Source organism: Antricoccus suffuscus (assembly GCF_003003235.1).
Lineage (GTDB): Bacteria > Actinomycetota > Actinomycetes > Mycobacteriales > Antricoccaceae > Antricoccus > Antricoccus suffuscus.
In genome coordinates this window covers 77630-103223 of record NZ_PVUE01000018.1, presented here as the reverse complement: position 1 = coordinate 103223, position 25594 = coordinate 77630, and the positions used below count along the sequence as shown (strand labels likewise).

At 63.0% G+C, this 25594-nt stretch carries 22 protein-coding genes and 1 pseudogene; 10 read left to right on the top strand and 13 right to left on the bottom strand.

From position 1 onward, the window contains the following. Positions 1–220: 220 nt before the first annotated feature. Positions 221–1219 (bottom strand): tyrosine-type recombinase/integrase, encoded by a 999-nt coding sequence (locus tag CLV47_RS17745; RefSeq protein WP_106350453.1) that lies wholly within the window; start codon positions 1217–1219, stop codon positions 221–223. A gap of 139 nt (positions 1220–1358) precedes the next feature. Here CLV47_RS17745 and CLV47_RS17740 point away from each other — a divergent pair, with 139 nt between their 5' ends. The 4 genes from CLV47_RS17740 to CLV47_RS17725 all read left to right on the top strand — a co-directional run bounded on the left by CLV47_RS17740 (position 1359) and on the right by CLV47_RS17725 (position 3107). Then, a complete protein-coding gene (locus tag CLV47_RS17740) occupies positions 1359–1658 on the top strand; it encodes a hypothetical protein (protein ID WP_202862673.1) in 300 nt (99 codons plus the stop codon). Beyond that, positions 1658–1960, top strand: a complete 303-nt coding sequence (locus tag CLV47_RS17735; RefSeq protein ID WP_106350452.1) for a hypothetical protein — start codon at positions 1658–1660, stop codon at positions 1958–1960. Before CLV47_RS17740 ends, CLV47_RS17735 begins: the two co-directional genes overlap by 1 nt. Positions 1961–2520: 560 nt before the next feature. After that, positions 2521–2796, top strand: coding sequence for a hypothetical protein (locus CLV47_RS17730; protein WP_106350461.1), 276 nt, complete (start codon positions 2521–2523; stop codon positions 2794–2796). Then, positions 2793–3107, top strand: coding sequence for a hypothetical protein (locus CLV47_RS17725; protein WP_106350451.1), 315 nt, complete (start codon positions 2793–2795; stop codon positions 3105–3107). The genes CLV47_RS17730 and CLV47_RS17725 overlap by 4 nt, the downstream gene beginning before the upstream one ends. A 339-nt stretch (positions 3108–3446) precedes the next feature. On the opposite strand, the gene CLV47_RS17720 is transcribed toward CLV47_RS17725, so the two are convergent. From CLV47_RS17720 to CLV47_RS17700, 6 genes and pseudogenes are all read right to left on the bottom strand, one after another. After that, positions 3447–4256, bottom strand: a complete 810-nt coding sequence (locus tag CLV47_RS17720; protein WP_106350450.1) for a hotdog family protein — start codon at positions 4254–4256, stop codon at positions 3447–3449. A 60-nt stretch (positions 4257–4316) separates the two neighbouring features. Continuing rightward, positions 4317–5603 (bottom strand): CaiB/BaiF CoA transferase family protein, encoded by a 1287-nt coding sequence (locus CLV47_RS17715; RefSeq protein ID WP_170111144.1) that lies wholly within the window; start codon positions 5601–5603, stop codon positions 4317–4319. A gap of 17 nt (positions 5604–5620) precedes the next feature. Continuing rightward, positions 5621–6775, bottom strand: coding sequence for a CaiB/BaiF CoA transferase family protein (locus CLV47_RS17710; protein ID WP_170111143.1), 1155 nt, complete (start codon positions 6773–6775; stop codon positions 5621–5623). 7 nt (positions 6776–6782) lie between these two features. Further along, positions 6783–7418, bottom strand: coding sequence for an IclR family transcriptional regulator domain-containing protein (locus CLV47_RS17705; protein ID WP_238145492.1), 636 nt, complete (start codon positions 7416–7418; stop codon positions 6783–6785). 63 nt (positions 7419–7481) lie between these two features. Then, positions 7482–7613: pseudogene (locus tag CLV47_RS22800) on the bottom strand (helix-turn-helix domain-containing protein); the annotation flags it as partial. Positions 7614–7748: 135 nt separating this feature from the next. Continuing rightward, positions 7749–8465 (bottom strand): nitroreductase family protein, encoded by a 717-nt coding sequence (locus CLV47_RS17700; protein WP_146135430.1) that lies wholly within the window; start codon positions 8463–8465, stop codon positions 7749–7751. 322 nt (positions 8466–8787) lie between these two features. On the opposite strand from CLV47_RS17700, the gene CLV47_RS17695 reads away from it, so the two are divergent. The 5 genes from CLV47_RS17695 (at position 8788) to CLV47_RS22625 (ending at position 14521) form a co-directional block, all read left to right on the top strand. After that, a complete protein-coding gene (locus tag CLV47_RS17695) occupies positions 8788–9864 on the top strand; it encodes an ABC transporter ATP-binding protein (protein WP_202862672.1) in 1077 nt (358 codons plus the stop codon). Next, positions 9861–10889 carry an ABC transporter ATP-binding protein gene (locus tag CLV47_RS17690; protein WP_106350445.1) on the top strand — a complete coding sequence of 343 codons (1029 nt, stop codon included), beginning with the start codon at positions 9861–9863 and terminating at the stop codon, positions 10887–10889. Before CLV47_RS17695 ends, CLV47_RS17690 begins: the two co-directional genes overlap by 4 nt. An 88-nt stretch (positions 10890–10977) precedes the next feature. After that, on the top strand, positions 10978–12555 hold the full coding sequence (locus CLV47_RS17685) for an ABC transporter substrate-binding protein (RefSeq protein ID WP_170111141.1): 1578 nt from the start codon (positions 10978–10980) through the stop codon (positions 12553–12555). 51 nt (positions 12556–12606) lie between these two features. Then, the gene (locus CLV47_RS17680) at positions 12607–13566 is read left to right on the top strand and encodes an ABC transporter permease (protein WP_106350443.1); all 960 of its coding nucleotides are present in this window, start codon (positions 12607–12609) and stop codon (positions 13564–13566) included. After that, positions 13556–14521: an ABC transporter permease gene (locus CLV47_RS22625; RefSeq protein WP_106350442.1), complete on the top strand. Its 966-nt coding sequence runs from the start codon at positions 13556–13558 to the stop codon at positions 14519–14521. The genes CLV47_RS17680 and CLV47_RS22625 overlap by 11 nt, the downstream gene beginning before the upstream one ends. 963 nt (positions 14522–15484) lie before the next feature. On the opposite strand, the gene CLV47_RS17670 is transcribed toward CLV47_RS22625, so the two are convergent. Together CLV47_RS17670 and CLV47_RS17665 are read right to left on the bottom strand one after the other, a co-directional pair. Then, positions 15485–16000, bottom strand: coding sequence for a hypothetical protein (locus CLV47_RS17670; protein WP_146135429.1), 516 nt, complete (start codon positions 15998–16000; stop codon positions 15485–15487). A gap of 34 nt (positions 16001–16034) precedes the next feature. Then, positions 16035–16406: a hypothetical protein gene (locus CLV47_RS17665; RefSeq protein WP_106350440.1), complete on the bottom strand. Its 372-nt coding sequence runs from the start codon at positions 16404–16406 to the stop codon at positions 16035–16037. Positions 16407–16608: 202 nt separating this feature from the next. Between CLV47_RS17665 and mobF the strand changes: the two genes are divergently transcribed. Beyond that, positions 16609–20790, top strand: a complete 4182-nt coding sequence (gene mobF / locus CLV47_RS17660; protein ID WP_106350439.1) for a MobF family relaxase — start codon at positions 16609–16611, stop codon at positions 20788–20790. A gap of 119 nt (positions 20791–20909) precedes the next feature. On the opposite strand, the gene CLV47_RS17655 is transcribed toward mobF, so the two are convergent. The 4 genes from CLV47_RS17655 to CLV47_RS17640 form a co-directional block, all read right to left on the bottom strand. After that, the gene (locus CLV47_RS17655; RefSeq protein WP_106350438.1) at positions 20910–21449 is read right to left on the bottom strand and encodes an ATP-binding cassette domain-containing protein; all 540 of its coding nucleotides are present in this window, start codon (positions 21447–21449) and stop codon (positions 20910–20912) included. A 483-nt stretch (positions 21450–21932) separates the two neighbouring features. Then, on the bottom strand, positions 21933–23078 hold the full coding sequence (locus CLV47_RS17650; RefSeq protein WP_106350437.1) for an NDMA-dependent alcohol dehydrogenase: 1146 nt from the start codon (positions 23076–23078) through the stop codon (positions 21933–21935). Between the two features lie 41 nt (positions 23079–23119). After that, complete coding sequence (locus tag CLV47_RS17645; RefSeq protein ID WP_106350436.1) at positions 23120–24613, bottom strand: aldehyde dehydrogenase; 1494 nt, start codon at positions 24611–24613, stop codon at positions 23120–23122. 127 nt (positions 24614–24740) lie between these two features. Continuing rightward, the gene (locus CLV47_RS17640; protein WP_202862671.1) at positions 24741–25523 is read right to left on the bottom strand and encodes an enoyl-CoA hydratase/isomerase family protein; all 783 of its coding nucleotides are present in this window, start codon (positions 25521–25523) and stop codon (positions 24741–24743) included. Between the last annotated feature and the right edge of the window lie 71 nt (positions 25524–25594).

Here is a 25594-nt window from a genome sequence, read left to right as displayed (position 1 = left end):
ACCGCTAGCAGTGCTACTCGGCAACGGTGGAGGCATACGTACTCGGGCCTCAGGTACGTCCCGCGGCTCAGTGATCACGAGTGTTGGGCAGTATTCGAGGAACTCGTCTCACGCAGCGCCGCGGTCACACTATCGACACCGACGACGCGGACCTGATTGCGGTGGCAGCAGACTTCGGGCTGCGCGTGTTCTAACTTCATGCCCGCGAGGCGCGGGGCGGTTATTCCACTGCTAAATCTCGGACGACTTGGTGGAGGGGGAGCGCGTTGGCGGCGGCGCGGACGTGCCGACCGGCGGCCTTGGTGTAGATCTGCGTAGAGCTCAGTGAGGCGTGTCCGAGTAGGTCCTGGACGACGGTGGCGCTTTCGCCGATACCGATCAGCTGCATCGCGACCGTGTGACGAAAAGCGTGCGCGGCCGCACCGCCGGGTAGCGGAACGCCGGCGCGAGTGAACCACCTACGGACGTGGTGGTCGAGGGCGGCGGTGGTCAGCGGATCCAGCCGACCGTTAAGGAAGAGCGGGTCCTTCTTGCGGGCTCGTTTGCCGGTCCGGGTCTCGCGGGTGACGAGATAGGCGTGCAGGATGGTCACCAGGTCGTCGCTGAGTGGGCAGTCGCGGGTGACGCTACCTTTGCCGAGAACCCGGATATAGGGCTCCTCGCCGTCGAGGACGAGATCACCGACCGTGAGGGCACAGATTTCACCGGCGCGGGCCGCGGTGCCGGCGAGGACCGCCGCCAGGGCAAACTCGCGTTCGGGCCAGGGATCGCGGGCGTTCGGGTCAGACTCGGCCGCGGCGGCAATGACTTTCGCGAACTCGCTGGGCTTGTCGATGTAGCGGGGCAGCCGTCGACCGACCTTGGGGCGCTCGAGTCCGGCTGCAGTGAGGGGATCAGCCGCAAGGATGCCTTGCTGGATGAGGTAACCGAACAGACCGGATAGCGTGCCGTGCATGCGGGCGCGGGTCTTGTCCGCCGCGCCCGCACGCTGCAGCGACGACAAGGCCCGAGTTACCGTGTGCGAGCTTAGGTCCTGGATATGGACGAGGTGCGCGGCGTCGCGGTCGCGTGGGTCGGCGCCAGCCAGGTGTGCAGCGAAGGTGGCGATATCGGCGCGGTACGCACGCAGGGTGTGGGGGCTCAGGCCGCGGCCAGCGGTCTTTACTTTCAGCCACTCATCGACCGCCTGGGCCAGGGTCATCGCGGGTTGGTCGGTCACGATCCCAAGCGTAGCGAATCGGAGGATAGTGTGCGCTATCCAAAATAGGTAGCGAGACGGATCGTGCGCGTGGAGGTGAGTAGTAAGGGGGCGTGGCGGGTAGACCAGCTATCTGCGCGATACTGTCAACCGTAGTGCGGTGTACTACACTAAGGGGGTGTTCATGGACGTCGACTGGTCGTATCGGGGTGGCTACGTCGCTCTAAAACACGGGGTGCGGCCCCAGGAAGCGAATGAGGCATTACGTGATCCCGAGCGGCTCGTCATTGCGCCGGACCCGGCGAGTAGGTCCGGTCGTAGCGTCCGGGTCATCGGATGGTCACACACCCACGGGGGCGTGCTGACGGTGATCGTAGTAAAGGACGAGGGTGTGGAGTACGGGGTCAATGCCTGGCTGTCGAGCCCGACCGATCAGCGCCGTTATTTTGAGGAGGAATGATGAGCGATACGAAGGCTCTGCTTGATGCTGAAGGTGCGGCCAGCGAGGCCGGAAAAGATGCTCCGCTGCGGCCCGGAACCAGCCTGACGCGTGGGCACGGCCGGACGAAGACGTTGCAGGTGCGGCTCAATGATGATGAGTACGCGGCCCTGAGCGCACTTGCCGAGACGCGCAACGTCCCGGTCTCCACGCTGGTACGTAGCCTGATTTTGCCGGTGATTACCCCAGGGCGCGACACGCCGGCGGCACGGATTGAGCGTCTGCGCCGCGAGCTGGATTTGTTGTCACAGCAGATCGCGTAACTCCGACTGTAACTGGCGTGAGAGAGCGCCTAATAGTTATTTGGATAGTACATGCTATCCAAATATGAGCAGTTTGCAGCGCAGGAGAGTGTCCGGACAACCTCGAGATGCGTCGAGACCGAGTTAACCGACGGCCAGCATCTTGGTGTTCGGCGGCAGCGTCTGGTCGAATCGACCGACGATATAACTGTCGGGACGCCGATTATCGGCGAATCAATCGGACCAGTTACTTTGCTGACATATAGGTGAAATGGCCGGCCTGCGTAGTGTTCTGATCAGTCGTCGACCAGCCGGTAAAGACTATCGTGGGGGTCGGCGAGGGCTGCGGCGAACCACCCGCGCGCTATCAATAGCTCGGCTGTCGGTCTAACTATCAACGCTTCCGCCACCGCAAGACTGCAGGAGCGTCAATGCGGCACGGGCGGTCAATCCGTCACCGTGACGAATGCAGAAGGCGACACAACTGCCGCCCTCCTGATGACCGCGCGGCACCCAACGAAAACGGTAGCTCTTGCCGCCTTCGGGTTGCAGAGTGCGGGGTTGTGTACTACATTACCGGTGTGGCGATTACGTGGGCCGGCAGCGCCGACAAACATGGAATCCCACACGAAGACGCTCTGCATGCGATCGGCAACGCGCATTATGTAGAAGAAGAGTTCGATGAGCCACGCGTGCCAGGCCATCTACGACCGACGCTGTTCATCGGCCCTCCACGCCAGCTCGGCGGGCCCTTGCTGGAAGTGATGGTCGAACTAGTCCCGCCGCGGGACCTACACATCTTCCACGTGATGCAAGCCCGTCAGAAGCACCTGAACAGAATGAAGGACCCCTCATGACAACGAAAGACTACGACGCCGCAGCCGAGTGGGCCGAGACCGAAATGACTCTACCGAAGAACTCGGCCACCGCACGGCGCGGCGATCAGGCGGCGGCCTACGGGAAAACGGTGCTCGAACGTGCGCTCGGTGGGCGACCCTCAATCGACCCGGACGCCGCACCTGGGCAACATTCCAAGGTCCGCCAGGTCAGACTTTCCCAGGCTGTCAACGACCAGCTTGAGGCGATCGCCCACCATCAGCACCGTCGCACAAGCGACGTCATGCGCGACGCCCTAGCTGAATACCTCAGCACCCACAGCGGGCGCTAGGTCATTCACGAAGACGACGCCGCCACGGCCGACCACTCCCCTGGCGCTACGCAGAATTGCGAAGTATTTATTATCGGCGAATCAGGCCTGGGGCAAAAGCACATCTGACGGAGTAACCGGTTCACGAGCAACTGTGGATGCGTCTGCCCGTCCGGCGAAGATTCCAGTAGTTGGGCTCGCGGTCGCCAACATGAACTAACACTCCACGTGAAGGTGCCGCAACATAACAGCTAGCAGATCCCGTTCGCGTCACGCGAAAACTCAAAGCGACTGGACGTCGGGATGCCTGGATTCATAACTCTGACCGATCTGGAGCGTCTCGGAGGGGTGAGCAGGCAATTACTTCTTCGGTGGCCGCAACCGATAGATCGCCGTGTGCTCGGCATGCATCACGAGGTCCTCAGCCGTGTCGTACCAGGCCAGCTCAAGGATCCAGTAACGATGTCCGTTGCGGCCATAAAGCCGCTCTATACGGCCACGAAGCGACAGCGGTTCGCCCACAGGCGCCGGCTTATGGCTGTTGAGCAGAGTGGAGACGTGCACCGATGGGCCCTTACGGGCAAAATTAGGATGCATCATGGCCGTATAGCTGCTCGCCAGATAGCCAGGGTGGACCACTCCGAGTTGCTGAGCCAAGCCACCAGGTAACAGAATCTTCGCTCGGTATTCCTCGAGAAGCGACTCGTCGGTTGCGAGCTCGGCCGATCCGAGCCACGGGTTGTCGAGTATGTCCGGTTCGCTGATGTGCACCGGTTCTGGCGGCGCTTCTACAAGAGGAAACGTCTTGGGAGCCTTGGCATGTGAGACAGCGGCCGCGTATCCACTCGCACGAACCTCGCCGGCGACACTACTGGTCAGCGTGCTTTCGCCGGCTCCCGTTCCGGCAATCTCCACGACGACTTTGTCGCCGGTATAGATTGGAGATGGAAACCGGAGAAAGGCACTACCCCCGGTGAACCATTGTTCCCCGAACGCGGCCATGACAGTCGTCAACGCATGCGAGTATGTAGCGCTACCAGGCACCAGCGCGCCCTTGAAGCCATATTCCTTCGCCATTCCATCGCTGTGGATGGCGTTGGCGGACAACTCTGCCGTATTCACAGCCTCATACTCGTGCTTGTTCACAGATGTCGTGTCTGTTGTAGTCATCCTCTGGGCTCCTTCGGGTCTGGTCGGATGGGCGTAGTGGAACGGGTGTGGTCGATGCGTTTAAGCCTCAGGTGTCGACGCGACAACTCGCGCGTCGACCAGGTCGTCATAGCACGAGTCAGAGACTCCCAGCAGATCTTTGATGACTTCTTCGTTGTGCTGCCCGAATACGGGGGCAGGTCGGTCCGCCTTCAACAGCGAATCCCCTATCCGAAAGGGCAGACCTTGGTATAGGTGCTTGCCGGCGTCTGGGTGCTCGAACTCCTGGAAGAACCCCGCATCCTGTAGGTCCTCCCTGTTCGCTACGTCTTCGCCTGAGCAGACCGGTGCCGCTGGTATCCCGGTCTCCTGGAGAATTGCCGCGACTTGGTGCTTATCCAGGCGCCGGGTCCACGCAGAGATGATCTCGGTGACCTCGGCTCTTTTGCGCCGTCGGGTTATTGCGTTGTGGAATTTGCCAGCGGCGTCAGAATTCCCCATGGCCTGGCAAAGGCGATCCCACTGCAGATCGCTCTCGATCGAGATGGTGACCCACTGATCATCGCCCGCGCACTGATAAGCCCCGTGTGGTTCAGCGTGCTGACTAGCGTTTGGCGTGTCTGGGGTATGTGATTGTCCGGCAATCCCGGCGAGCAGTAGTTCGCCGATCCAGTGCATAGCAGCTTCGCATTGCGGGAGTTCGGCGCGTTCGATCGCGTGATCGCGTCGTTGTGCCATGAGCGTTGTCACGACCGTCGCCGCGCCATTGAAGGCGCCGATGGGATCCAGATATGCGGGTCCTGTGACGTAGGGGCGCCCGTCGCCGTATCCGACGAAGTAGGCCATACCTGAAGCGCCTTCCATCGTTGGCCCCAGTGCAACCTGAGCGGACATCGGTCCTTCGCTGCCGAACCCGGGCATTTCGATGACTACGATGTTGGGGTTTTCTAGCCTGAGTACGTCGGTGCCCAGTCCCATTCGCGCCAATGCGCCCGGTGTGAAGTTGACCAGTACGGCGTCGGACACTCGGATGAGCTTCTTTAGTAGGGCAACCCCGCCGGGCTGTTTCAGATCAATCCCGACCGCGCGTTTGCCTTGGTTCTGGGTGTTGAACATGCAACTGCGGTTATAGGGCCGTGCACCGTACTCACCGTCAGGATATCGCCGGTGATCGCCGCCATTTAGCGGTCCTCGCCACGAATCGATGCGTTGCGGGGCCTCGACGTGGACGACGTCCGCCCCTAGATACGAGAGCACGCGACCTGCCATCGGTCCGGCCCAGGCCGTCGTGATGTCGACGATGCGTAGGCCTGTGAGTGGCTTTCGGGGGCTCGGAGCGTGTCCGGCGGATACGAATTGCTTGGGCATGGATCGATTGGATGCAGTCATGCGACACCGATATTTCGTAGAAGTTCTAGCTCGTCAATCGAGATGCCGACACCCTCAAGGATCTCCTTGGTGGAATCGCCAAGCCTCGGTGGCCGGCTGATGTTCCGCGAGGCATGGGGGGTGAACCGATACAGCGGTCCGAGCATTGGTCTGCTGATTCCGTTGTCGTCGAGTTCTTGCCAATAATGGCGATGTCTCAGGTGAGGATCGGTCCAGAGGTCATCCGGTGATGCGACTTTCGCGGCGACGACGCGCACCCGCAAGGCATCGGCGACGATCTCGTCGCGGGGAACATTTTCGACTCCCGCTTGAAAGATCGCCTCGATGCTGCGCCATGCTTGGTGTCGATCAACGTCGTTGCTGAACCGTGGATCGTCAGCGACTTCGGGCGCACGGAACACGCGGCAAGTTTCTAGCCAGCGTCTCGGGGTAGGAAAAGCAACGATCCATCCGTCCTTGCAACGCAAGGTCATCCGCGGGGTGTGGGGGTCCCCTCGTGGGTCCACTCCTCCGCTATACCAATGCTGAGTAACTCTGTTGTAGTTCATGGAGGGCGCGGTCTCTGCGACGCTTATCCGGGCAGAACTTGCGGTCGGTTCTGTCGCGAGCAGCTGTGCAACGATGCTGATGTATGCGACGGTCCCAGCGGCATAGTAGGCGCGATGACCGACACCGAATAGTGGTTCTCGTTCGGCAGCGCCATTCTCGAACATCGTTCCCGACATTGCTTGGTGGATTAGCTCCGAGCCTCTCCAGGATTGATACGACGCGTCCGCAGCAAATTCCTCGACGCGGCATAGAAACCGCGAATCGTTCCCGGGCAACAGTGATTCGACGTCGGCGGATTCCGCAGAGGTGACAACTACCTGCGCGGAACTTGCAACGTCCTTGAGTAAGTCCGCGCCGGTGGGAGTTGTCCAGTCCAGCGTGAGAGATCTCTTCGAACTGTTGATATGCCAGAAGAGAATTGAATCATCGGGCCTGGAACCATCGCGCCAGAAGGGGCCCATACGCCTGACCGGCGTGCCTGATGGCGGCTCGACGAGGACAACGTCGGCGCCAGCATCAGCCAGGAGCCTGCCGCAGTACTGCCCGGCGATCGAGTTGGAGATGTCCAATACCGCTAACCCATCTAATGGAGCAGAACCCATTCGAGACTCACTTTCCGGTGGAGAAGATCGCCGCATTTCGATTGTCTGCGTTGGCCACGCCAGGTCCCTCCAGCGGCACGAACGCGTCCTTAACAACTGCTTGTATGTCTCGGGCCGAGGAATGACCGTTGATCGCCCGCGTTAGCCGTGTCGAGACTGATTTCGTCTGCTCCACGCAGATGCCCGCGATTCGCTCGATCGCCTTCTTGCCGCCTCGTTCAGCTGGGGCCGTTAGCGCGAGCGAGCCAATCAGCGCACCGTCCACATAGACGGGCGTCGCGATGCCCCATGTCTCCGGCAGTACATCGGAGAAGGCGTAACCGTTCTTCCGGGTGAGGACGATGTCGTCGCGTAGCGCTTTGAGAGTTCCTTTGGTCATCGCCACGTCGGCGGCTTGGAAGCCGTGGAGCAGCTCTTCTGTATTGGAAAACGCCATAAAGACCTTGCCGGATGCGCCTACCTGAACAGAGCGACGTGCGTACAGCGGGAACGACCGGCACAGGTCGTGGTATGACTTGGCCGTCTCGACGCAGTAGCGTTCGAACCCATGCTGCACGAAAAATCCCACAGACTCGCCGGTCTCGTCACGTAGGTCTCGTACCTGCTGGGCGATGGTGTCTCGAAGCAGGGTCCGCGAGTCCACTTCAAACGCCAACCGGTATATCGCGGGACCTGGGACGAACTTCCCGTCCTCTCGACGTGAGATATACCCGTGACGCGTCATGGTCGCTAGCAATCGATACGCGGTAGGCACGGGTATTCCAACAGCTTCGGCCAACTCTGTTTGGCCGACTCCGTCGGTGGTTACGTAATCGAGTAGCGATAATGCGCGGCTCACCGATCGAACGGCCCCGCTGGCGCCATCTTGATTGCTCACTCGCTCACCGATTTCATACAACGAAAGGCGTTTTTCACTTCTGAATGCTAGGCAACCACGAACGATTAGTCAAGCAACTAATGAGGTTGCAAGACTTCATGAGTGAGCCGATTCAGCAGTTGCATTGGTCAAGTCGCCGTCCGGCTCTACTGCCCAGTCCGCGACGTTGCCCCAGATCCCATCGAATACCACGTTCTTTAGCGGACGTCGTCGCTGCGGCCCGAAGTGTCCAACCGGTCGCCCCATCGGGATAGTCGCCGCAATGATCGCGCTGTCCGGAACGTTCAGCAGGGCTCGGAGTTGTTGCTCCACGCGCCTATGCCATGTGGTGAGCACGCCACCGTAACCGTATGCTCGTGCCGCCAAAAGGAGGTTCTCGATTGCCGGGTAAATTGCCGGGGCGCCCCCCATATACGACTTAGGTGTCACATTGTCCACGCACGCGAGGATTAGCAGTGGCGATTCCTCCAAGCGGTCGACGAAGGTTTGCATCGTGCGTGCCACCCTCGCCTTCGGCGACTCGTCCGTGGGTGAGAGTTTGTCGTACCCGTAGTGAATGCGCATTTCCGCCCAACCTTCGCGATAGGTTTCACCTAGTAGGGCGCGCACTGCGGTGGCCTCTCGTCCTAGCACGAGAAAACGCCAGTTCTGCGCGTTTCCAGGGTTGGGCGCACGGGTGGCGTAGAAGAGAATCTTGGCCAGAATTTCCCGCGGGATGTCCTCGTCTGTGCGATATCGCCGTACGGACCTCATCGTCGCCAGCCCGTCGAGAAGTGAGATGTCCGGTATGGAAAGTGGCGCGTCAATGGTCATTGTGTAGTCCTCCGTACTGAGCGATCTTTCGATGATGGTTTCGAGATGGCGCCGCGCGGACAGCGGCGCGGACTTCCACAGAATGAAGTCGGAATTCCTGCGAATGCGGTGACAGTACCCCTGCAACCGTGCATAGGCAAAATTCCAATTAGCGTACAAATCGAATGGTCGAGCTGCTTCTTACGGCGTTTGTGCGTGACTATCTTGACAGCGAATTACTGCGCGTCTAATCTGACACATCAACGAAAGCAATATTTCATGTAGCGAAAGAGTCGTGCTGGTGAGTGTTGCTATTGGCTGCGTAGCGGTGGGAGTCGTTCGTATGGTGGACATCAGCGTTGCCCGATGTCCGGAGGGGCACGAGATGTATTTCGGTTCTGATGACCTGCTTCGAGTGCGCGACCTCAGTATTTACATGTCGACGCCGACCGGTGAGGTGCAGATTGTCGACGGTGTCAACTTGCAGGTGGCGAGCGGTGCCGCATTAGGGCTGATTGGTGAGAGCGGTAGCGGTAAGTCCCTGACTGCGATGGCGATACTGAGGTTGCTACCTGCGGCTGCGCGAGTCGAAGGTGAGATCCTCTTCCGTGGCGTCGACATCCTCAAGCTTCGAAGCGAGGAACTCAAAGCTATCCGCGGAAGCCAGATATCTATGATCTTCCAGGAGCCAATGACCGCTTTGGACCCGGTGTTCACTGTGGGTTATCAGCTCAGTGCCACGCTCCGCGCTCATCATGATGTCTCGCGTCGCGTGGCCCGAACGCGGAGCATCGAGATGCTGCAGTCGGTCGGGATCCCTGATCCGACACGGCGATTCGATGCGTACGCGCATGAACTGTCCGGTGGGATGCGCCAGCGCGTCATGATCGCGATGGCGCTTATCGCTGAGCCGGAGCTTCTGATCGCGGACGAGCCCACTACCGCTGTCGACATTACGATCCAGGCTCAGCTACTCGCGTTGCTGGCACAACTGTCGGCCGAGAGGGGCACCGCGATCATTCTGATTAGTCACGACATCGCCGTGGTCGCCGAACTTTGCTCGGAAGTATCTGTGATGTACGCGGGCCAGATAGTCGAGAGCACCACCACCGACACGATCCTTGTATCCCCGGCCCACCCCTACACATCCGGACTTGTTCGCGCCGCACCACGCATGGAAAACTCCGGCACGCGTCTCGAAGGCATACCCGGGCGGGTCCCGATGCCCGCCGAATATCCGGCCGGTTGCCGATTCCAGGCCCGATGCGCACACGCGATGACACACTGCGGCGAGCCGCAGCCGTTGGTCGGGCACATCGCTTTCCAACCGCAACGACATAGCGTGCGCTGCTGCAGGCACGGTGAACTGGACCTGCCAGGAGTCGTCGTCGCCGACCCAGAGGCTGTGAGGTCGCCGTGAACGCGCCCTCGGTCGCATCCAACGCGCCGCTTCTGCAAGTCAAGGACCTGCAAGTTCGCTTCGGCGGCTCGCGCAAGGCCGGAGCCGTCCGCGCGGTTGACGGGCTGTCCCTCACCATCGACCAGGGTAAAACGGTCGGCCTCATCGGCGAGTCAGGCTCCGGCAAGACAACAGTTGGTCGAACCATCGTAGGCCTGGAGAAACCGAACGACGGGGCCATCGTCTACATGGGCAGCGACATCTCTGAACTGCGACGATCCGACAAACGTCAGTGGCGCTCAGACGTGCAGATCATCTTCCAAGACCCATCTGAGGCGCTGGACCCGCGTATGCGGATCGGCGCCTCCGTGGCCGAACCGTTACGGATCACCACCGGCAACTGGTCCAGACGATTTCAGAAGAAAGTAGTGGAAGTACTTGAACGCGTCGGGCTCGACTCAGGCTACGTAAATCGGTATCCACATGAATTGTCCGGAGGACAACGCCAGCGCGTGAGCATCGCGAGGGCTCTCGTCCTCGATCCCAAACTCATCGTTTGCGATGAGGTCGTCTCCGCACTCGATGTATCAATTCAGGCGGATATCCTGAACTTGCTGGCCGATATCCAGGCTGAACGCAAGATCTCGTATCTGTTCATATCGCACGACCTCAGCGTTGTCGCGCACGTAGCCGACCAGGTGTGCGTCATGTACCTCGGTGTGATCATCGAGTCCGGACCAGTCAACGGCGTACTGCGGTCTCCGGCACATCCTTATACGCAGGGCCTTCTGGACGCGCAACCGGTAGCCGAGCCAGGCAGCGCTGGGCCCCTGGAACGGAAACTAATCCAGGGTGACATGCCGAGTCCCTCGAACCCGCCAGCCGGATGCCGATTTAACACCCGATGTCCGCACGCGCAGGAACGATGCAGGGTTGAAATCCCGGTCTTGCGCGAACTGCAGCCTGGACATTACGGCGCGTGCCATTTCGCCGAAGAACTCCAACGCACCAAAGAACCGCCGAAACTGCTACCCACCAGCGACTAGACATCCGCGCACTACAGCGACAACCGCCTGCGATCGGTCGTGCGCAATCAACTACTGGAAGGCACCGATGACAAACTCATACTTTGACGTGACAACAACGGATCGTCGTCAATTCTTACGCATGGTTGGGATTGGCGGCGCGACACTGGCTTCCATCCCGCTGCTCGGTGCCTGCGGCCCTGGCTCATCGGGAGATGCATCCGGCGCGTCGGCAAGTGGCAAACCAGTCAAGGGCGGCACGCTCAGAGTCGTCCACCTGTCCAACTTCAGTACGTTAGACCCCCATGCCGGCATCAGCGGAAACGACCACGTCTACTTGTATCCGATGTTCGACACTCTGGTGGATTTCGACCCGAAGACGCTCGAACCCAAACCAGGGCTACTTTCATCGTGGGAATACACATCGCCGACGACACTTGTTCTGAAGCTCCAGAAAGGCGTGAAGTTTCACGATGGAGTATCGCTGGATGCCGATGCGGTCAAGTACAACCTCGATAGGGCACTCACCCTTCCGAAGTCCTCGGTCGCCGTCGATCTGGCCAGCATCGATAACGTACAGGTCGTTGCCGACGATCAGGTGCAGCTGAATTTAAAGCAACCCGATACGGCTCTCCCGCTGATCCTGAGCGACCGCGCCGGAATGATGGTCTCGCCGAAAGCAGCGGCAGCAGGTAGCGCGCAGTTCTCGTTGGCTCCCGTGGGTACAGGTCCCTACAAGTTCAAAAGCGCCGTCTCGGGTGAAACCGTGGAGGTCGAGCGATTCGACGGCTATTGGCAACCGGACACAGCGCACCTCGACGGCATCAAATTCTCAATCATCACGGACCCGCAGGCCGCGGCCAATGCCATGCAATCCGGGCAGGTCGACTTTATGATTGACGTCGACTTCCCCGATGTACAAAAAATGAAGAACGTCGACGGAGTCCAGGTCATCAAAAGCCCGTCCTTGGCGTTCCAGAGAACGCCATTACGCATGGGTCGTGAACCGTTTAGCGACGTAAGGCTGCGCAAGGCGATGAACTACGCGATCGACCGGGACGGGATCAACGCCGCCGTGCTCCAAGGACTCGGCTCGGCCTCTTACGCCGAGGTGCCACCCGAGCATTGGGCCTTTCCCAAGTCGATCACGCCTACGTTCAAACATAACGTGAAGAAGGCCAAATCGCTCCTCAAGGAAGCCGGCTACTCCAGTGGGCTGTCGATCGAAGGGATCGTATCGACCGGGGTGCCTCAGCAAATTGCGGTAGCTATGCAGAGTCAGGTCGCTGAGGCTGGCATTGACATGAAGGTCACGGTGGTCGACCACACCCAAGCAAATGAGATGTTCCGCGAGAAAGATATCGGTGAGGCATTCTTCAGTGGCTGGAGCGGACGTCCCGATCCCTACCAGACTTACGCCGCACACTATCTATCCGCCTCTGCCTACGTGACTACTTATGAGGAGCCACCCGAGCTCCAAGCAGCGTTCGCGAAGACCCTCAGTTCTTCAAAAATTGCGGACCGGAAAAAGGCGTTCTTGGATCTGGCGACCATCGGTCGAGACAACGCGCTTGACCTCACGACGGTCTACGTGCCACAGATAGCGGCGAAGTCCGCGAAAGTAGGTGGATACGTGCCCAATCTCTATGGCAAACCTAAACTCAGCCAGATGTGGCTCTCATCGTAGCGTTCGGCGTCGCGATAGCCGCGCCCCGAGTTCCCAGGAGTTAACCAGCGGATGTTAGCCGTACTTGGTCGCCGAGTAGTCCAACTCGTTGCCACACTATTGTTCGCATCAATCGTCATCTTTCTACTGATGCAACTGATCCCTGGAGACCCGGCTCAGGCTATCGCCGGCGAGCAAGCGTCTATTGCACGAGTGGAAGAGGTACGTCAACAACTCGGTCTTAACGACCCTCTTTATCAACAGTACGGGCACTGGATTTGGGGGGTCATCCACGGTGACCTAGGCAACTCAGTTATCACTAATGAGAGTATCTGGGCCACCATCGTCCGCACCGTTCCAAGGACCGCGTTGATAGTCGCCGGTGGTCTCCTTATTGGCGTACTCGCAGGAATTCCTCTTGGGATTCTGGCCGCCACTAAAGCACGGACCGCAGTTGACTCTGTCGTCCGCGTGATAGCGACCTCTGGGATTGCGATCCCCAACTTCTGGCTCGGACTTCTTCTAATCTCGTTCTTTGCACTCACGCTTGGACTATTACCTGCAGGCGGATACGTCAGTCCTTCGGAGAACTTAGGCAAGAGTCTGGAACACCTCATTCTCCCCTCAGTGGCCTTGGGCCTGCACGCGATGTCGCAAATCGCCCGCCAGACCCGTAGCGCGATGCTCGAAGCGCTTCAATCAGACAGCATCCGCACGCTCACGGCGATGGGCGTCAGCCGCCGACAGGTCGTATGGCGCCACGCCCTCAAGAACTCGTCGATCCCGATCGCCACAACCATCGGACTGGATATCAGCCATGCTGTTGGCGCGGCGGTCGTCATCGAAGCGGTCTTCGGAATCCCCGGGCTGGGAAGCCGACTCGTGGACGCGACACACCTACGTGATTTTCCAGTCGTTCAAGGGATTTTGTTGGTTGCTGTTCTCTGGATTGTCGTGGTGAATCTGATCGTGGACGTTGCGTACAACATCCTGGACCCGCGCACACGGAAGGTCTCATCGAATGCAAACTGACACCGTGGCGCGCCCTACCGGCCCTGATATCTCTCGCGACTCACGTAAAGCGCAGAAGAAACGCAGCAAACTGATTCGGTCGAACCGAACCTCGGCATCGATCGCACTAGTATTCCTCTGCTTGCTGGTTCTTATCGCGATATTCGCTCCGCTGGTTGCAACACATGACTATGCCAAGCAGGACTACAGCCATATACTCGCCGGACCGTCCTCCTCGCATTTCTTGGGAACAGACGACTTCGGTCGGGATGTTTTCAGTCGACTTGTCTATGGCGCACGCCTGTCGCTGGGGTCGAGCGTGATCGCCGTCAGTGTCGGGTTGATCATTGGACTACCGATCGGACTGGCCTCCGGATACATCGGCCGCTGGTTCGACGTCGTCGCAATGCGTGTCGTCGACACCTTTATGGCTTTTCCCTCGATCATTCTCGCGATTGCAGTCACCGCCATTCTTGGCACCGGCGTCGTTACCGCAATGATCGCGGTCGGGGTCGTTCTCATTCCCTCGTTCGCACGGTTGATTCGTGGCCAAGTGCTGTCGGTTCGTAGCAGACTTTATGTTGATGCTGCGAGGACGTTCGGCGGCCGGAGCTGGTGGATCATAATGCGGCACATCTTCCCGAACTCGGTGCAGCCGGTGGTCATCCTCGCGGCACACCTGCTCGGTGTGGCGATTCTTATCGAAGCCTCACTCAGTTTTCTCGGACTCGGTGCGCCACCGCCACAACCGGGGTGGGGGGCCATGCTACGGGAGGCGGCACGATCGGCTGATGGTCTCACTGTGCAGGTCATTGCGCCCGGCGCGGCGATCGCGCTCACGTTGTTGGCCCTCAATTTGCTCGGTGACCGCATCCGGGACATGTTCGATCCCAGGATCGGACGCAATCAATCACGGCGGTCGCGGCGCAGGGCTGCCGCTCGTCGGGCAGAACCGACGAGCGAGCAGATAGCATGAGTTTCGATTTCGGAAGCAAGCAGAACCCGGAACTACGGATCCCGGATGCTGTCACCGGCGCGGTCGAACGTCCAGCGCTACGGGCACGACGATCGCCTCGCGGTGAGGGTAGGCGGCAGCATTACCCAGTGGCCACGAGGTGTGATGACGAACCGGGTTCGTCATCGCTGTTCCTTCGAATCTGACCCACCGCAGGTATAGCCGCAAGGGCGGCAAGAATTCTCCGGGCGCGCGACCCACGATGCTCCTCGGGCCCGCCAAGTCTCCACCGCCGAAGTCGGCCGCACCGGAAGGGGTCACTTATGTCGCCCCGAAATTTCGTGCCTTGGCCTCCTTGCGGCCGCACCTGCGGCGGGCCCAATCCTGCGTATTCAGAACGACAAGCCGGCCACCTCACTCCGAGGTGACCACAACGCAGGAAGGCACGCCATGAACACCAGCATCGTCAAAGTCACCGGCAAGCTGACCAACGATCCAGAGCCTAGGTTCACCACCGGTGACAGTAAAGCAGTCACCGACGTGAAGGGCGCGGTCAATCTCCGACCATGGCGGATGGCTCGATGCAGGTTACCCAGTCCTACACCGCGCTGTTCTGGGGACGCGAGGCCGAGAAACTCCGCCGCGAGTCTCCGCAAGGGACACCGGGTCGACATTATCGGCGAACTGGCGCACCGCGCCTGGATCGACACCGACGGCGCTCAGCCGCTCGAGAGAATCATCCGCAACGCCACCATCGCGCCGCCGCTCGAGTGCGCAACCGTACAGATCACCCGTCACCCCGAGAGCGCGGATCCGGAGTTCGCATTGAGCGCGCGGTATGCGCCGCCTCACACGGGGCGGCGCGTACCACAGTTGCAGTTCCCGTCGCTGGTGGGCGGTCAGGAACTACCGAATGCATTCGGCGCCAGAGGAACTGCATCGCGCAGCGGTGGATGCTGCCGTCGTGACTTGGCATTTTCGCCACTACAGCGCAAACAGTGCCGGATGCCCGGTCAGCGACTCGTCTCGGAATGACGGGATTGTTCCGGAGCGCAGTTGTGCGCGGTGTGCTCGGGCGGTGATCGCGGCGGGGTGGGCTGCGACGGGCCGGTTGCCGCGTCGGCGGCCGAGCCGGTCGGCGTACCGCACGTTCTGTAGTTGGGTGCCGAGTACGACGTGCCCGGGCCCGACGTACACGCAGAGGGTGTTGTTGCATTCGTGCATCAACACGTGGGTCTCGTTGATCAGTTCGCCGGGCGGGCGGGTCGCCTCCCACGCGAATCGGTGCGCCGATACGGTCCGCTGCCGGCCCGTCTCGTCGAGGTAGGTGTATCTGCCGTAGCCGTCGTCACCGATGGCCGCGGTGTACCAGTGACATGAGGCGGTGGGCACGATCTTCGCGGCGAACCGCGCCACCGCGACTGCGGGGTGCGTGGGCACGGTGCGCACCACGATGTCTGGTAGCCCGGGAAGCGGTAACGGTTCCTGCCACCATGTCACTGAGGTAGCCGCCGCTCTTCCCTACGGGTACAGCTCACCCTGCGGCCGATGCTTCGGGCGGTTCGGCCCCTGTCGTGCCCGGCGCGTTCTTCGTCGCCGCGGGCTTCTTTTTCTTGGTCGGGAGAGTGATCCCGGCGGCCGTGAGGCCGAGCAGCTCGCTGATCTCGGCGCGGGTCTTCTTCAGTCCCTGCAGCTGCGCGGCGGCGTCGGCGAGTGTGCCTCGAGCGTCCTGCTCCCGCGCGTCGAGGTCGGCCAGTACGCGGGCGCGTTCGGCCTGCAGGTCGCCAAGTCGTTCGACGGCGCCGATCCCGGTCTCGACGGCGGTGGTGAGCGCGTCGATCTGCGCTTGGAGGTGGTCGTGGACGCGTTGCCGGGCGGCGACGGCGGCGCTTTTGTGAGAGGCCATCACGCGGTACTCCTGATTCTGGTCTCGTCGTCGTATTGGATTCGACGATATGCGTTCTGTGTCTTCGCTTTTTCTTGATCCTGACACATGCTTCCGACAGTTTCCTGCATCCTGTCCAAATTCAGCCCAACTCTCTCACTTCCTGCTATGAGCTCGTCACACCTTAGGCATTCCAATATGGGATATCGTGTGGAGCGTGACGATGACGGTGCACCGGATCGGCGCGGGCGATGGTTATCGCTACTACACGAAGATGACCGCGGCCGCGGACGGCGCCCGCCTGCCCGGCGAGAAACTGACCGACTACTACGCCCGCAGTGGGAACCCGCCGGGTATGTGGATGGGCCGCGGAGCCGAGGCGATGAGCGTGGCCGGTGACGTTTCCGAGGCGCAACTGGGGAACCTGCTCGGGCTCGGACTGCACCCGGATACCGGCGCACAGCTCGGCAGCCGGTACCGCGTCTACGCCACCGTCGCCGACCGAATCGCGTCACGAGTCGCAGACCTGGCCTCCCCCACCGAGGCGCAGATCGCCGCGATCACCGCCGATGAGGAACGCAAAGGCGAGCGGCAGGCCGTCGCCGGTTTCGACACCACCTTCTCCCCCGTCAAGAGCATCAGCGTCGCGTGGGGACTCGCCGAACCGGAGACCGCCGCCGAACTGCTCGAGGCGCATCGGCACGCTGTCGCGACCACGATCGCACATCTAGAGGACCACGTCCTGACCGCACGGACCGGGACCGACGGCATCGGCCACGTCGACGTCGCCGGCGTGACTGTCGCGGCGTTCGAGCACCGCACCAGTCGCGCCGCAGATCCCGACTTGCACACGCACGCGGTCATCAGTAACAAGGTCCAAGCGAGGCTGCCGGATGGGACGCGTAAGTGGTTGACGCTGGACTCGCGGAGCCTGTACAAGGCGAACGTGGCCCTGTCCGAGCGGTACAACCGTGTCCTGGAGGACGAGGTTTCGCGCCGGCTCGGGTGGGAGTTCCGGGTCCGTTCGGACCAGGAACCCGGCGCGGTCTCCCCCATCCGCGAGCTTGCACATATCCCGGAGCCGCTGATCGCGGCGTTCAGCAGGCGGCGCCAGCAGATCGAGGCCGACTACACGCAGCGGGTCCGCGACTACCGCCAGAAGCACGGTCACGAACCACCCAAAGCAGTGCAGTACGAGCTCGCGCAGGCGGCGTGCCTCGCGCAGCGGCCGGAGAAAGTAGAGGGCTCTGAGCAGTCCGAACGTGGGACGTGGGCGTCCCTCGCCGCCGACATCCTCACCGACACTGAGCACACCGCACTACAGGCCGCGTTGACGCGGCAGACCCCCGCGCCGGTGGTCGACCAGCTCGCCGGGCCACGGGTCGACGAGATCGCCGCGAAGGCATTGGCGGCGCTCGAGGAACGACGCGCGGACTGGACGGTGCGGCACGTCTCGGCAATGGTGCAGCGGCTCACCGCCGACGTCCATTTCTCCTCCGACATCGCGCGGGACCGAGAGGTCGCGCGGATCGTCACCGCGGTCACCGAGACCGCGCAGAGCAGCGTGCAAGTCAGCGTGCCGGAGATTGTCGAGACCCCGCCCGAGCTGCGCCGCGCAGACGGCACCCCGATTTGGGACGCGCCAGGCTCGGCGCGGTGGACCACCACCCGGCTGCTGGACGCGGAAGAGCGACTCGTCGCGGCGGCCCGCGAAGACGTTCAGGCTGGTGTCGACGCCGGCCAGATGCGCACCGTCCTAGCCAGCCACGACCTGGCGGCGGATCAACGCGCCGCGGTCGAGCAGACCGCCCTCGCGGACCGTCGCGTGCAGCTACTCGTCGGCCCGGCCGGCACCGGGAAGACGACCACGATGCGCGCCCTGGTCGAGGTGTGGCAGCAGGCAGCGGGCCGGCCGGTGCGGGGCCTGGCACCGACCGCGGCCGCGGCCAGCGTGCTGCGTACGGAGACCGGTATGGACGGCACGGCCACGATTGACCTGTGGGCCACCCAACGCGACCACGGCATCGACGACTCCCACTTCTCCCCTGGCGAGCTGGTGATCGTGGACGAGGCCGGCATGGCCGGCACCCTGAACCTGGACCGCGTCATCACCGCCGCCCGCGCGGACGGCGCGCACGTACTGCTGGTCGGTGACCCGCGCCAACTCGCCGCGGTGGCGGCCGGCGGCGGGCTACGGCTGATTCAGAACGATGTCGGCGCCACGATGCTCAGCACCGTGTGGCGGTTCTCAGGCCGTGACCCGCAGACCGGTGAACGAGTGATTCGGCAGTGGGAAGCCGAGGCCAGCCTCGCGCTGCGCGAGGGTCACGTCGACGCGGTCGAGGCCTACCTCGAGCACGACCGAGTGCACGCCGGCAGCCGGGACGCGGTCACCGAGAGCGTGTACGCGGCGTGGCTTCGCGATGAAGAGGCCGGACTGGATTCGGTGATGATCGCGCCGGACAATGCCACGGTGCAGGCCCTGTCCGACCGTGCCCGCGCGGACCGGGTCACGGCCGGAGTGGTGCATGGCGAGAGCGTGCGGCTGCGCAACGATAGTGCGGCATCGGTCGGGGACATCATCGTTACCCGCGAGAACGAGCGGCGGATCCGGGTCGGCGGTGATTTCGTGAAGAACGGCGACTTCTGGACCATCACCGGCATCCGCGGGGACGGTTCCCTCGCCGTGAGCGGCACGCACGGAGTGACCGTGCTGCCGGCGGACTACGTTGCGCGGCGCGTGCAGCTCGGGTACGCGATGACGGTGCACCGCGCGCAAGGCTCAACCGTGGACAGTGTGCACGCGATCGTGGACGAGACGATGAGCCGAGAAACGCTGTACGTCGCTGCTACCCGCGGCCGCGCCGCGAACCACTTGTACGCGGTGACTGAGCACATCCTCGATGTGGAGGCCGAACGGGCGGCGGATCCGAATCAGCCCGCCCGCGCGGTCCTTACGGCAGTCCTTGAGCGCAGTGAGGCGGACCCGTCGGCGACCGAGGCCATCCGGGCCGAACAGACCGCCGCGGACAGCATCGCCTCACACTTGCAGCGGTGGGAGTACATCGCCGACCACGCGAAGACCGACCACGTCGATGCGACGCTGCGCCGCGTGCTCCCGGCCGGCGCCACCGAGCAGCTACAGAAGGACGCGGCGTGGCCGTACCTGCGCCGGTACGTGCGGTGGCTCGGGTCCGAAGCGCCACGGACAGTGTCTGAGGCGTGGGAGCGGTCCGCGATGACGGGCACGAAGTCGCACGCTCAGGTGCTGATCTCGCGGATGAACGACGCCGCGCCGACTGGTGTGCAGTCCCGCGCGGGTGACGGGCGTGGCGGGTGGTTGCCCGCCCCGGTCGGTGACGGCTCCTACAGCGATCAGCTACTCGAGGCGGCGCGGGCGAAGGCGGCACGGCTCGGCGAGATGGTCGCGGTCGATCCGCCCGGGTGGGCCGCTGCACTCGGACCGGTACCGGACGATCCGGATGGCCGCTCGGACTGGACGCAGCGCGCCGGGAACATTGCCGCCTACCGGGAGGCGTTCGACGTGCACACCGAGGGCCCGCTCGGTGTGGAACCGGACGAGCCGATGCAGCGCCGCGCGTGGCAACACGCGGCCGCTGCCATGCCAGCACAGACCGCGCCGACGCGTGACGACGGCGAACGGCGAGTCGCTGGCAGGGAGCACGAGTCGGCTAAGTACGCGGCGCTGTCCGATACCGAACTTGCCGAGCAGTCACGTGCGATCGAACGCGACCTGCACCGCGCGCAGCGTCAGCGGCGGCAGCTGGCGCATCTGCAGGAACACTACGAGCAGCATCAGGACGGACCCCGGGAACGGGAACTAACCAAGGACGTCGAGCAATGGCGCAGCGTCCTGGCGAAGCTCGACGCTGCGGAACACGCGGCCGCGGGTGAGGTCAGTGCGCGGGACGTCGCGGCGGACCTGCGGCAGCAGGTCATCGCGCACGCCGCCGAGACACCGACACGCAAACGCGCTCGCGCTGCGTGGGAGCAGCAGACCGACGCGCTGGAAGAACGCGCTCTTGCGGCGAACGCTGAGGCCTCCGACGCTTCGGACACTGCGTATCGGGCCCGCGCCGGGCTGCCAGCCGATCGCGGGGAATGGGCGCAGATGCGCCAACGGGCGGAAGCCTCACTGCACGATATCGATTGGCGGCGGGACGACGCGCGACGAGAAGACGCGGCGGAGCGCGACCAAATGCCCGCGCGGCTGGCCCGCATCGATGAGCATGAGGCGACCGCACGCGGCGAACTGACTCAGCTGACCGCTGAACGTGACGAGCGACGAGCCGACATCCCACAGCCGGATAATGATCGCCACGCAGGCGACGATCGGGGCCACGGCAAGAACGAAGCAGAGCACGGCCGAACTCAAGAGCCGTGACAACATAGTGATGCCAGTTTTGAGTCCGGCTCCCGACAGGATTACGTGCCCGTCCCGCGAACGGATCCATTTGTCAGGCTTGTACGCCCTGGATCGACGGCACGGCGGTCTTACGTAACTTAAGCCGTTCCAGATCCGGAGACTGCGGCCGCGCGTGCGCGGCGTGCTTTCGCGGAGACTTCTGGTACCGCCGACAACAACGACTGCGTGTACTCCTGAGCGGGCGCGTCGAAGACCTGATCCGCGTCGCCCTGCTCCACGATCTCACCCAAATTCATCACCGCGATCCGGTCCGCGACCTGCCGCACCACACCAAGATCATGCGTAATGAACAAGAACGCCAAACCCCGCTCGGCCTGAATATCCTTCAACAGGTTCAGGATCTGCGCCTGCGTCGAGACATCCAGCGCCGACACCGCCTCATCAGCCACAATCACCTGCGGATCGGCCGCTAACGCCGCGATCAACACGCTAGGTTCGCAGCTGATCGCCATCGCGATCAACACCCGCTGCAACATCCCGCCACTCATCTCAAACGGGTACGCGCCGTACCGCCGCGCCGGCTCCGGGATACCGACCCGGTCCAACAGCTCGATCGCCCGCGCTTTCGCCTTCGCCTTGCCCAACCCCGGCTGGCCCGGGCTTGAGCGGTTGGCCATGGACGCCCTCAATCAACTGCAACAGGTCGGTGGCATCGTCGGTCGGGCCAAGAGACATCAGTAGCAGTTGGCCACCCGCCTTCTCGGCGAGCCCTGCAGCCGTCTTGGAGAACGAGGGATGGACACCACCAAGTCAATGGAGGCGTCGGCACAGACGGATAGGTGGTCGTCTACAGAGCCCAGCGGATGTAGCCCTGTGTAGCTGGCACCCAACAGGTAGGCGGCAGCCTGCACCAGCCAGATTTCCGCCGAGTTCGGTGCCAACGCAGCAACTGCGCTTCCAGCCCCAATGCCGTGTGTTGCGCGAACACCTGCTGGATACGGCTGAGCTGATTTCCGGCTTGCGCGTAGGTCACACACGCCGTCGGTCTCCGAGCACGAATGCTTCGTAGGGTGCGAACCCGTCGAACGCCTCGACGATCAGCTCGCCGGAGGTCTTGTTCGCGGAGTAGAGAGGACTCGTCTCTACTCCAGTGTGCGCCATCAGTAGCGCAGGAACCCGCGGATGTTGGTGCCGTTGTACATGTCGTCGTAGCCCCGGTTGATGTCGTCGAGTTTGTACTCGTTGGTGACGAGCTCGTCGAGCTTGAGCTTGCCCGCCTTGTACAGCGCCAGGAGCCGGGGGATGTCGTAGCGCGGGTTCGCGGAGCCGAAGACGGTGCCAACGAGCTCACGCTGCCAGAAAGTCAGCTCGGTGAGGTCGAGCTTGACCTCGGTCTGCGCGAGCGGGGCCACCGCCGTATGCACGACCCGGCCGCCCTTGGCGGTCATCGACATCGCCGGCGCGATCAGGTCGGCATCGGCGACTCCGACCGAGATCACGACCTTGTCCGCGAGGCGGCCCCGGGTGATCTCGCCGACCAGCTGCACCGCCTCCTCGATCGACGCGGCCGTGTGAGTCGCGCCGAACTCGCGGGCCTTCTCGCGCTTCCAGTCCACGGTCTCCACGGCGATGACGTTCTCCGCCCCCATCATCGCGGCGCCCTGCACCGCGTTCATGCCGATGCCGCCGGTGCCGACGATCACAGCGGTGTCGCCGGCCTTGACGCCGGCGGCGTACACGGCGGAGCCCCAGCCGGTGGTGACGCCGCACCCCACGACGGCGGCCTTCTCGAGCGGGATGTCGTCGTCGATCTTGATGACGCTCATCTCGGAGGCGACGGTGTACTCGCCGAAGGTGCCCAGGAAGCAGCTGATCTGCAGGTCCTGGCCCGCGCCGGAGTGGTGGCGCGCGGTGAAGTCGGTCGGCTGCATACCCAGGCCGAGGAAGGCGCCGACGTCGCAGAGGTTGGTCCGGCCGCTGTTGCACGACGGGCACTTGCCGCAGGCCGGCATGAAGCTGAGCGCGACATGGTCACCAGGCTTCACCGAGGTGACGCCCGGACCAACCTCGACCACCTCGCCGGCGCCCTCATGACCGCCGATCACCGGGTACTGGTGGATGCTCAGCGCCTGCGCGACGTCGGCGGGCACTGTGAGGTCGCCGGTGCGGAGGTGTTCGTCGGAGTGGCACAGGCCGCTGCCAACGAGCTTGATGAGCACCTCGCCGGTCTTGGGGGGATCGAGCTCGATCTCCTCGACGCTCCAGTCCTGCCCCTGGCCCCAGAGGATGGCGGCACGAGTCTTCATGTGGATGTCCTTTTCGCTGTGTGGGTCGATGATCGGCAGGTTCAGCTGCCGGGAAGCGGGGGGATGCCGGCGGGCTCGCTGTCGAGCACCACGGTCTTGGTCTCCAGGTAGGGCAGCAGGCCCTCCCGACCGCCCTCGCGCCCGACACCCGACTGTTTGAAACCACCGAAGGCGATGCCGAAGTCAGAGCGGTTTCCGTTGTGCCCGACCGTGCCCGAGCGAATCTGCCGGGCGACGTGCAAGGCGCGTTCGGCATCAGGGGTGTAGACGGCCGAGTTGAGACCGAAGATGCTGTCGTTCGCGATTCGGATGGCGTCGGCCTCGTCGTCGGCGGGAATGACCGACAGAACCGGACCAAAGATCTCCTCGCGTGCGATCGTCGAGGAGTTCGACACGTTCGCAAAGAGGGTCGGTTCAACGAAGAAGCCTCGGTCGAGTGTCTCGGGGCGGCCACCGCCGGAGGCGAGCCGCGCGCCTTCGGCTTTGCCCGACGCGATGTAGTCCTTGACGCGCGCAAGCTGGCGTTCCATCGCGAGCGGCCCCATGTGCGTGCTGGCGTCGAACGGGTCGCCGACCTGGATGGCGGAGAATATCGCGGCGAGCGCGTCCACGAGGTCATCGTGACGGGACCTGCTGATAACAACGCGGGTAAGCGCGGCGCACGCCTGGCCGCTCATGACGACGACCCCGCCAGCCAGGGACGTGGCAACGCTGCCGAGATCGGCGTCGTCGAGCACGATCGCGGCGGACTTTCCCCCGAGTTCGAGCGTGTACCGGCCGATCCGCTCGCCCAGGATCGAGGCGATGCGGCGTCCAGCGACCGTGGAGCCGGTGAAGCTGATCTTGTCGACCCGCGGGTCGCGCACGAGCAGCTCCGATTTTTCGCGGTCCGCCGTCACGACATTGAGAACGCCGGCGGGCAAACCGACCTGCTCGGCGACCTCGGCCAGGACGTTGCCGGCGCCCGGCGCCTCCGGAGATGACTTCACGACGACCGTGCAGCCTGCGAGTAGGGCCGGGGCAACCTTGAGAGCGGTGAGTGCGACCGGGCCGTTCCACGGAATGATCGCGCCCACCACGCCGACCGGCTCGCGCACGAGCAGGCCGACCTTCCCCCCACTGGTCGGCGTGTGCCTCTCGATGAACTGGAATTCGCTCGCCATGTCGGCGTACATGTTGTAGGTGCCTGCCGCACTCATGGAGAGGTACTGCGCGACCGGGTGCAGAATGCCCATCTCGCTCGACCAGATGCTCGCGATCGCCGGGACACGCTGGGCGAGACCTGCGGCCAAAGCACGGATGTACTCGCCACGCTCGACCGGCGTCATCCGCGGCCACGGGCCCTCGTCGAAGGCGGTGCGGGCGGCAGTGACCGCACGGTCGATATCGGCCGCCTGCGCCTGCGCGACCTGGTACAGCGGCTCCTCGGTCGTGGGATTTACGACGTCGAACGTGGTCGACCCGGATGCCGCGACCCATTCACCTCCAATGAAGAACCGGTCGGGAGTCGACGGTCCGGGGCTCAAGGTGCTCAAGAGGACTCCTGTTTCGCGAGTTTGGACGCTTGGATCGGCTCGGCCGCGGGCAGGCACGTACTATGCCGCCGCTCACATCGAGTCGATATTGTCACGCTACCTTAGTCTATGTCAATCAGCATGTAGCTTAACGGCCGAGGAAGACTGGGGCCCGGCGCTCGCGGTCTGCGCGGATCCCTTCAGCCGCGTCGCCGGTTGCGAAGTGGATGGCCTGCTCGGTCTTTTCGCGCTCGGTCGCAGCCCGGACGGCATTGGCAAGGTGGCCCCGCATCGTGACCCGCATCGACTGGACCGCCAGCGGGGCGGAGGCGGCGATCTCGCGGGCAAGCGCATGCGCGCCGGCAAGCGAAGTTCCCTCATTGGCAAGGATGTCGACCAATCCGATCGCTGCCGCTTCTGTAGCCTTGACGCGACGGCCGGTATAGAGCAGCTCGATGGCCTTCTGATGCCCGACGGCCAGCGGCAACGTCACCGACGTGCCGAAGCCGTTGTGGACCCCGAGCCGCGCAAAGGGTGCGGAGAAGCGCGCATCCGGTGAGGCGATCCGGAAGTCGCAGGCCAGCGCTAGCCCGAGCCCGCCGCCGATGGCTGCACCTTGAACAGCCGCCACCAAAGGCAGCGGCTGCTCGAAAAGGCGCACCGCTGCGTCGTACAGATGCGGGCCTTCGGACCCGCCGACTGTGTCTTCGACGTCGCCCGGCCCCCTGGCCAGGTCAGCACCTGCACAGAAGTGCTGACCCATCCCGGTCAGCACGACCGCACGGGCACTGCCATCTGCAGCAAGCCCATCAAGCGCATCAGCGATCGCAGAGATCAGCCGCACATCGAAGAAGTTGTTGGCACCGCGGCCGAACGCGATCGTCGCCACATGGTCAGAACGGAGGTCGATATCAAGGGTGAAGTCAGTCACAATCAGAGTGTAACACGCAGCCAATTATATGTCAGCCAGCATAGGTTAGGTTTGCTAGTTGACAATGCCTA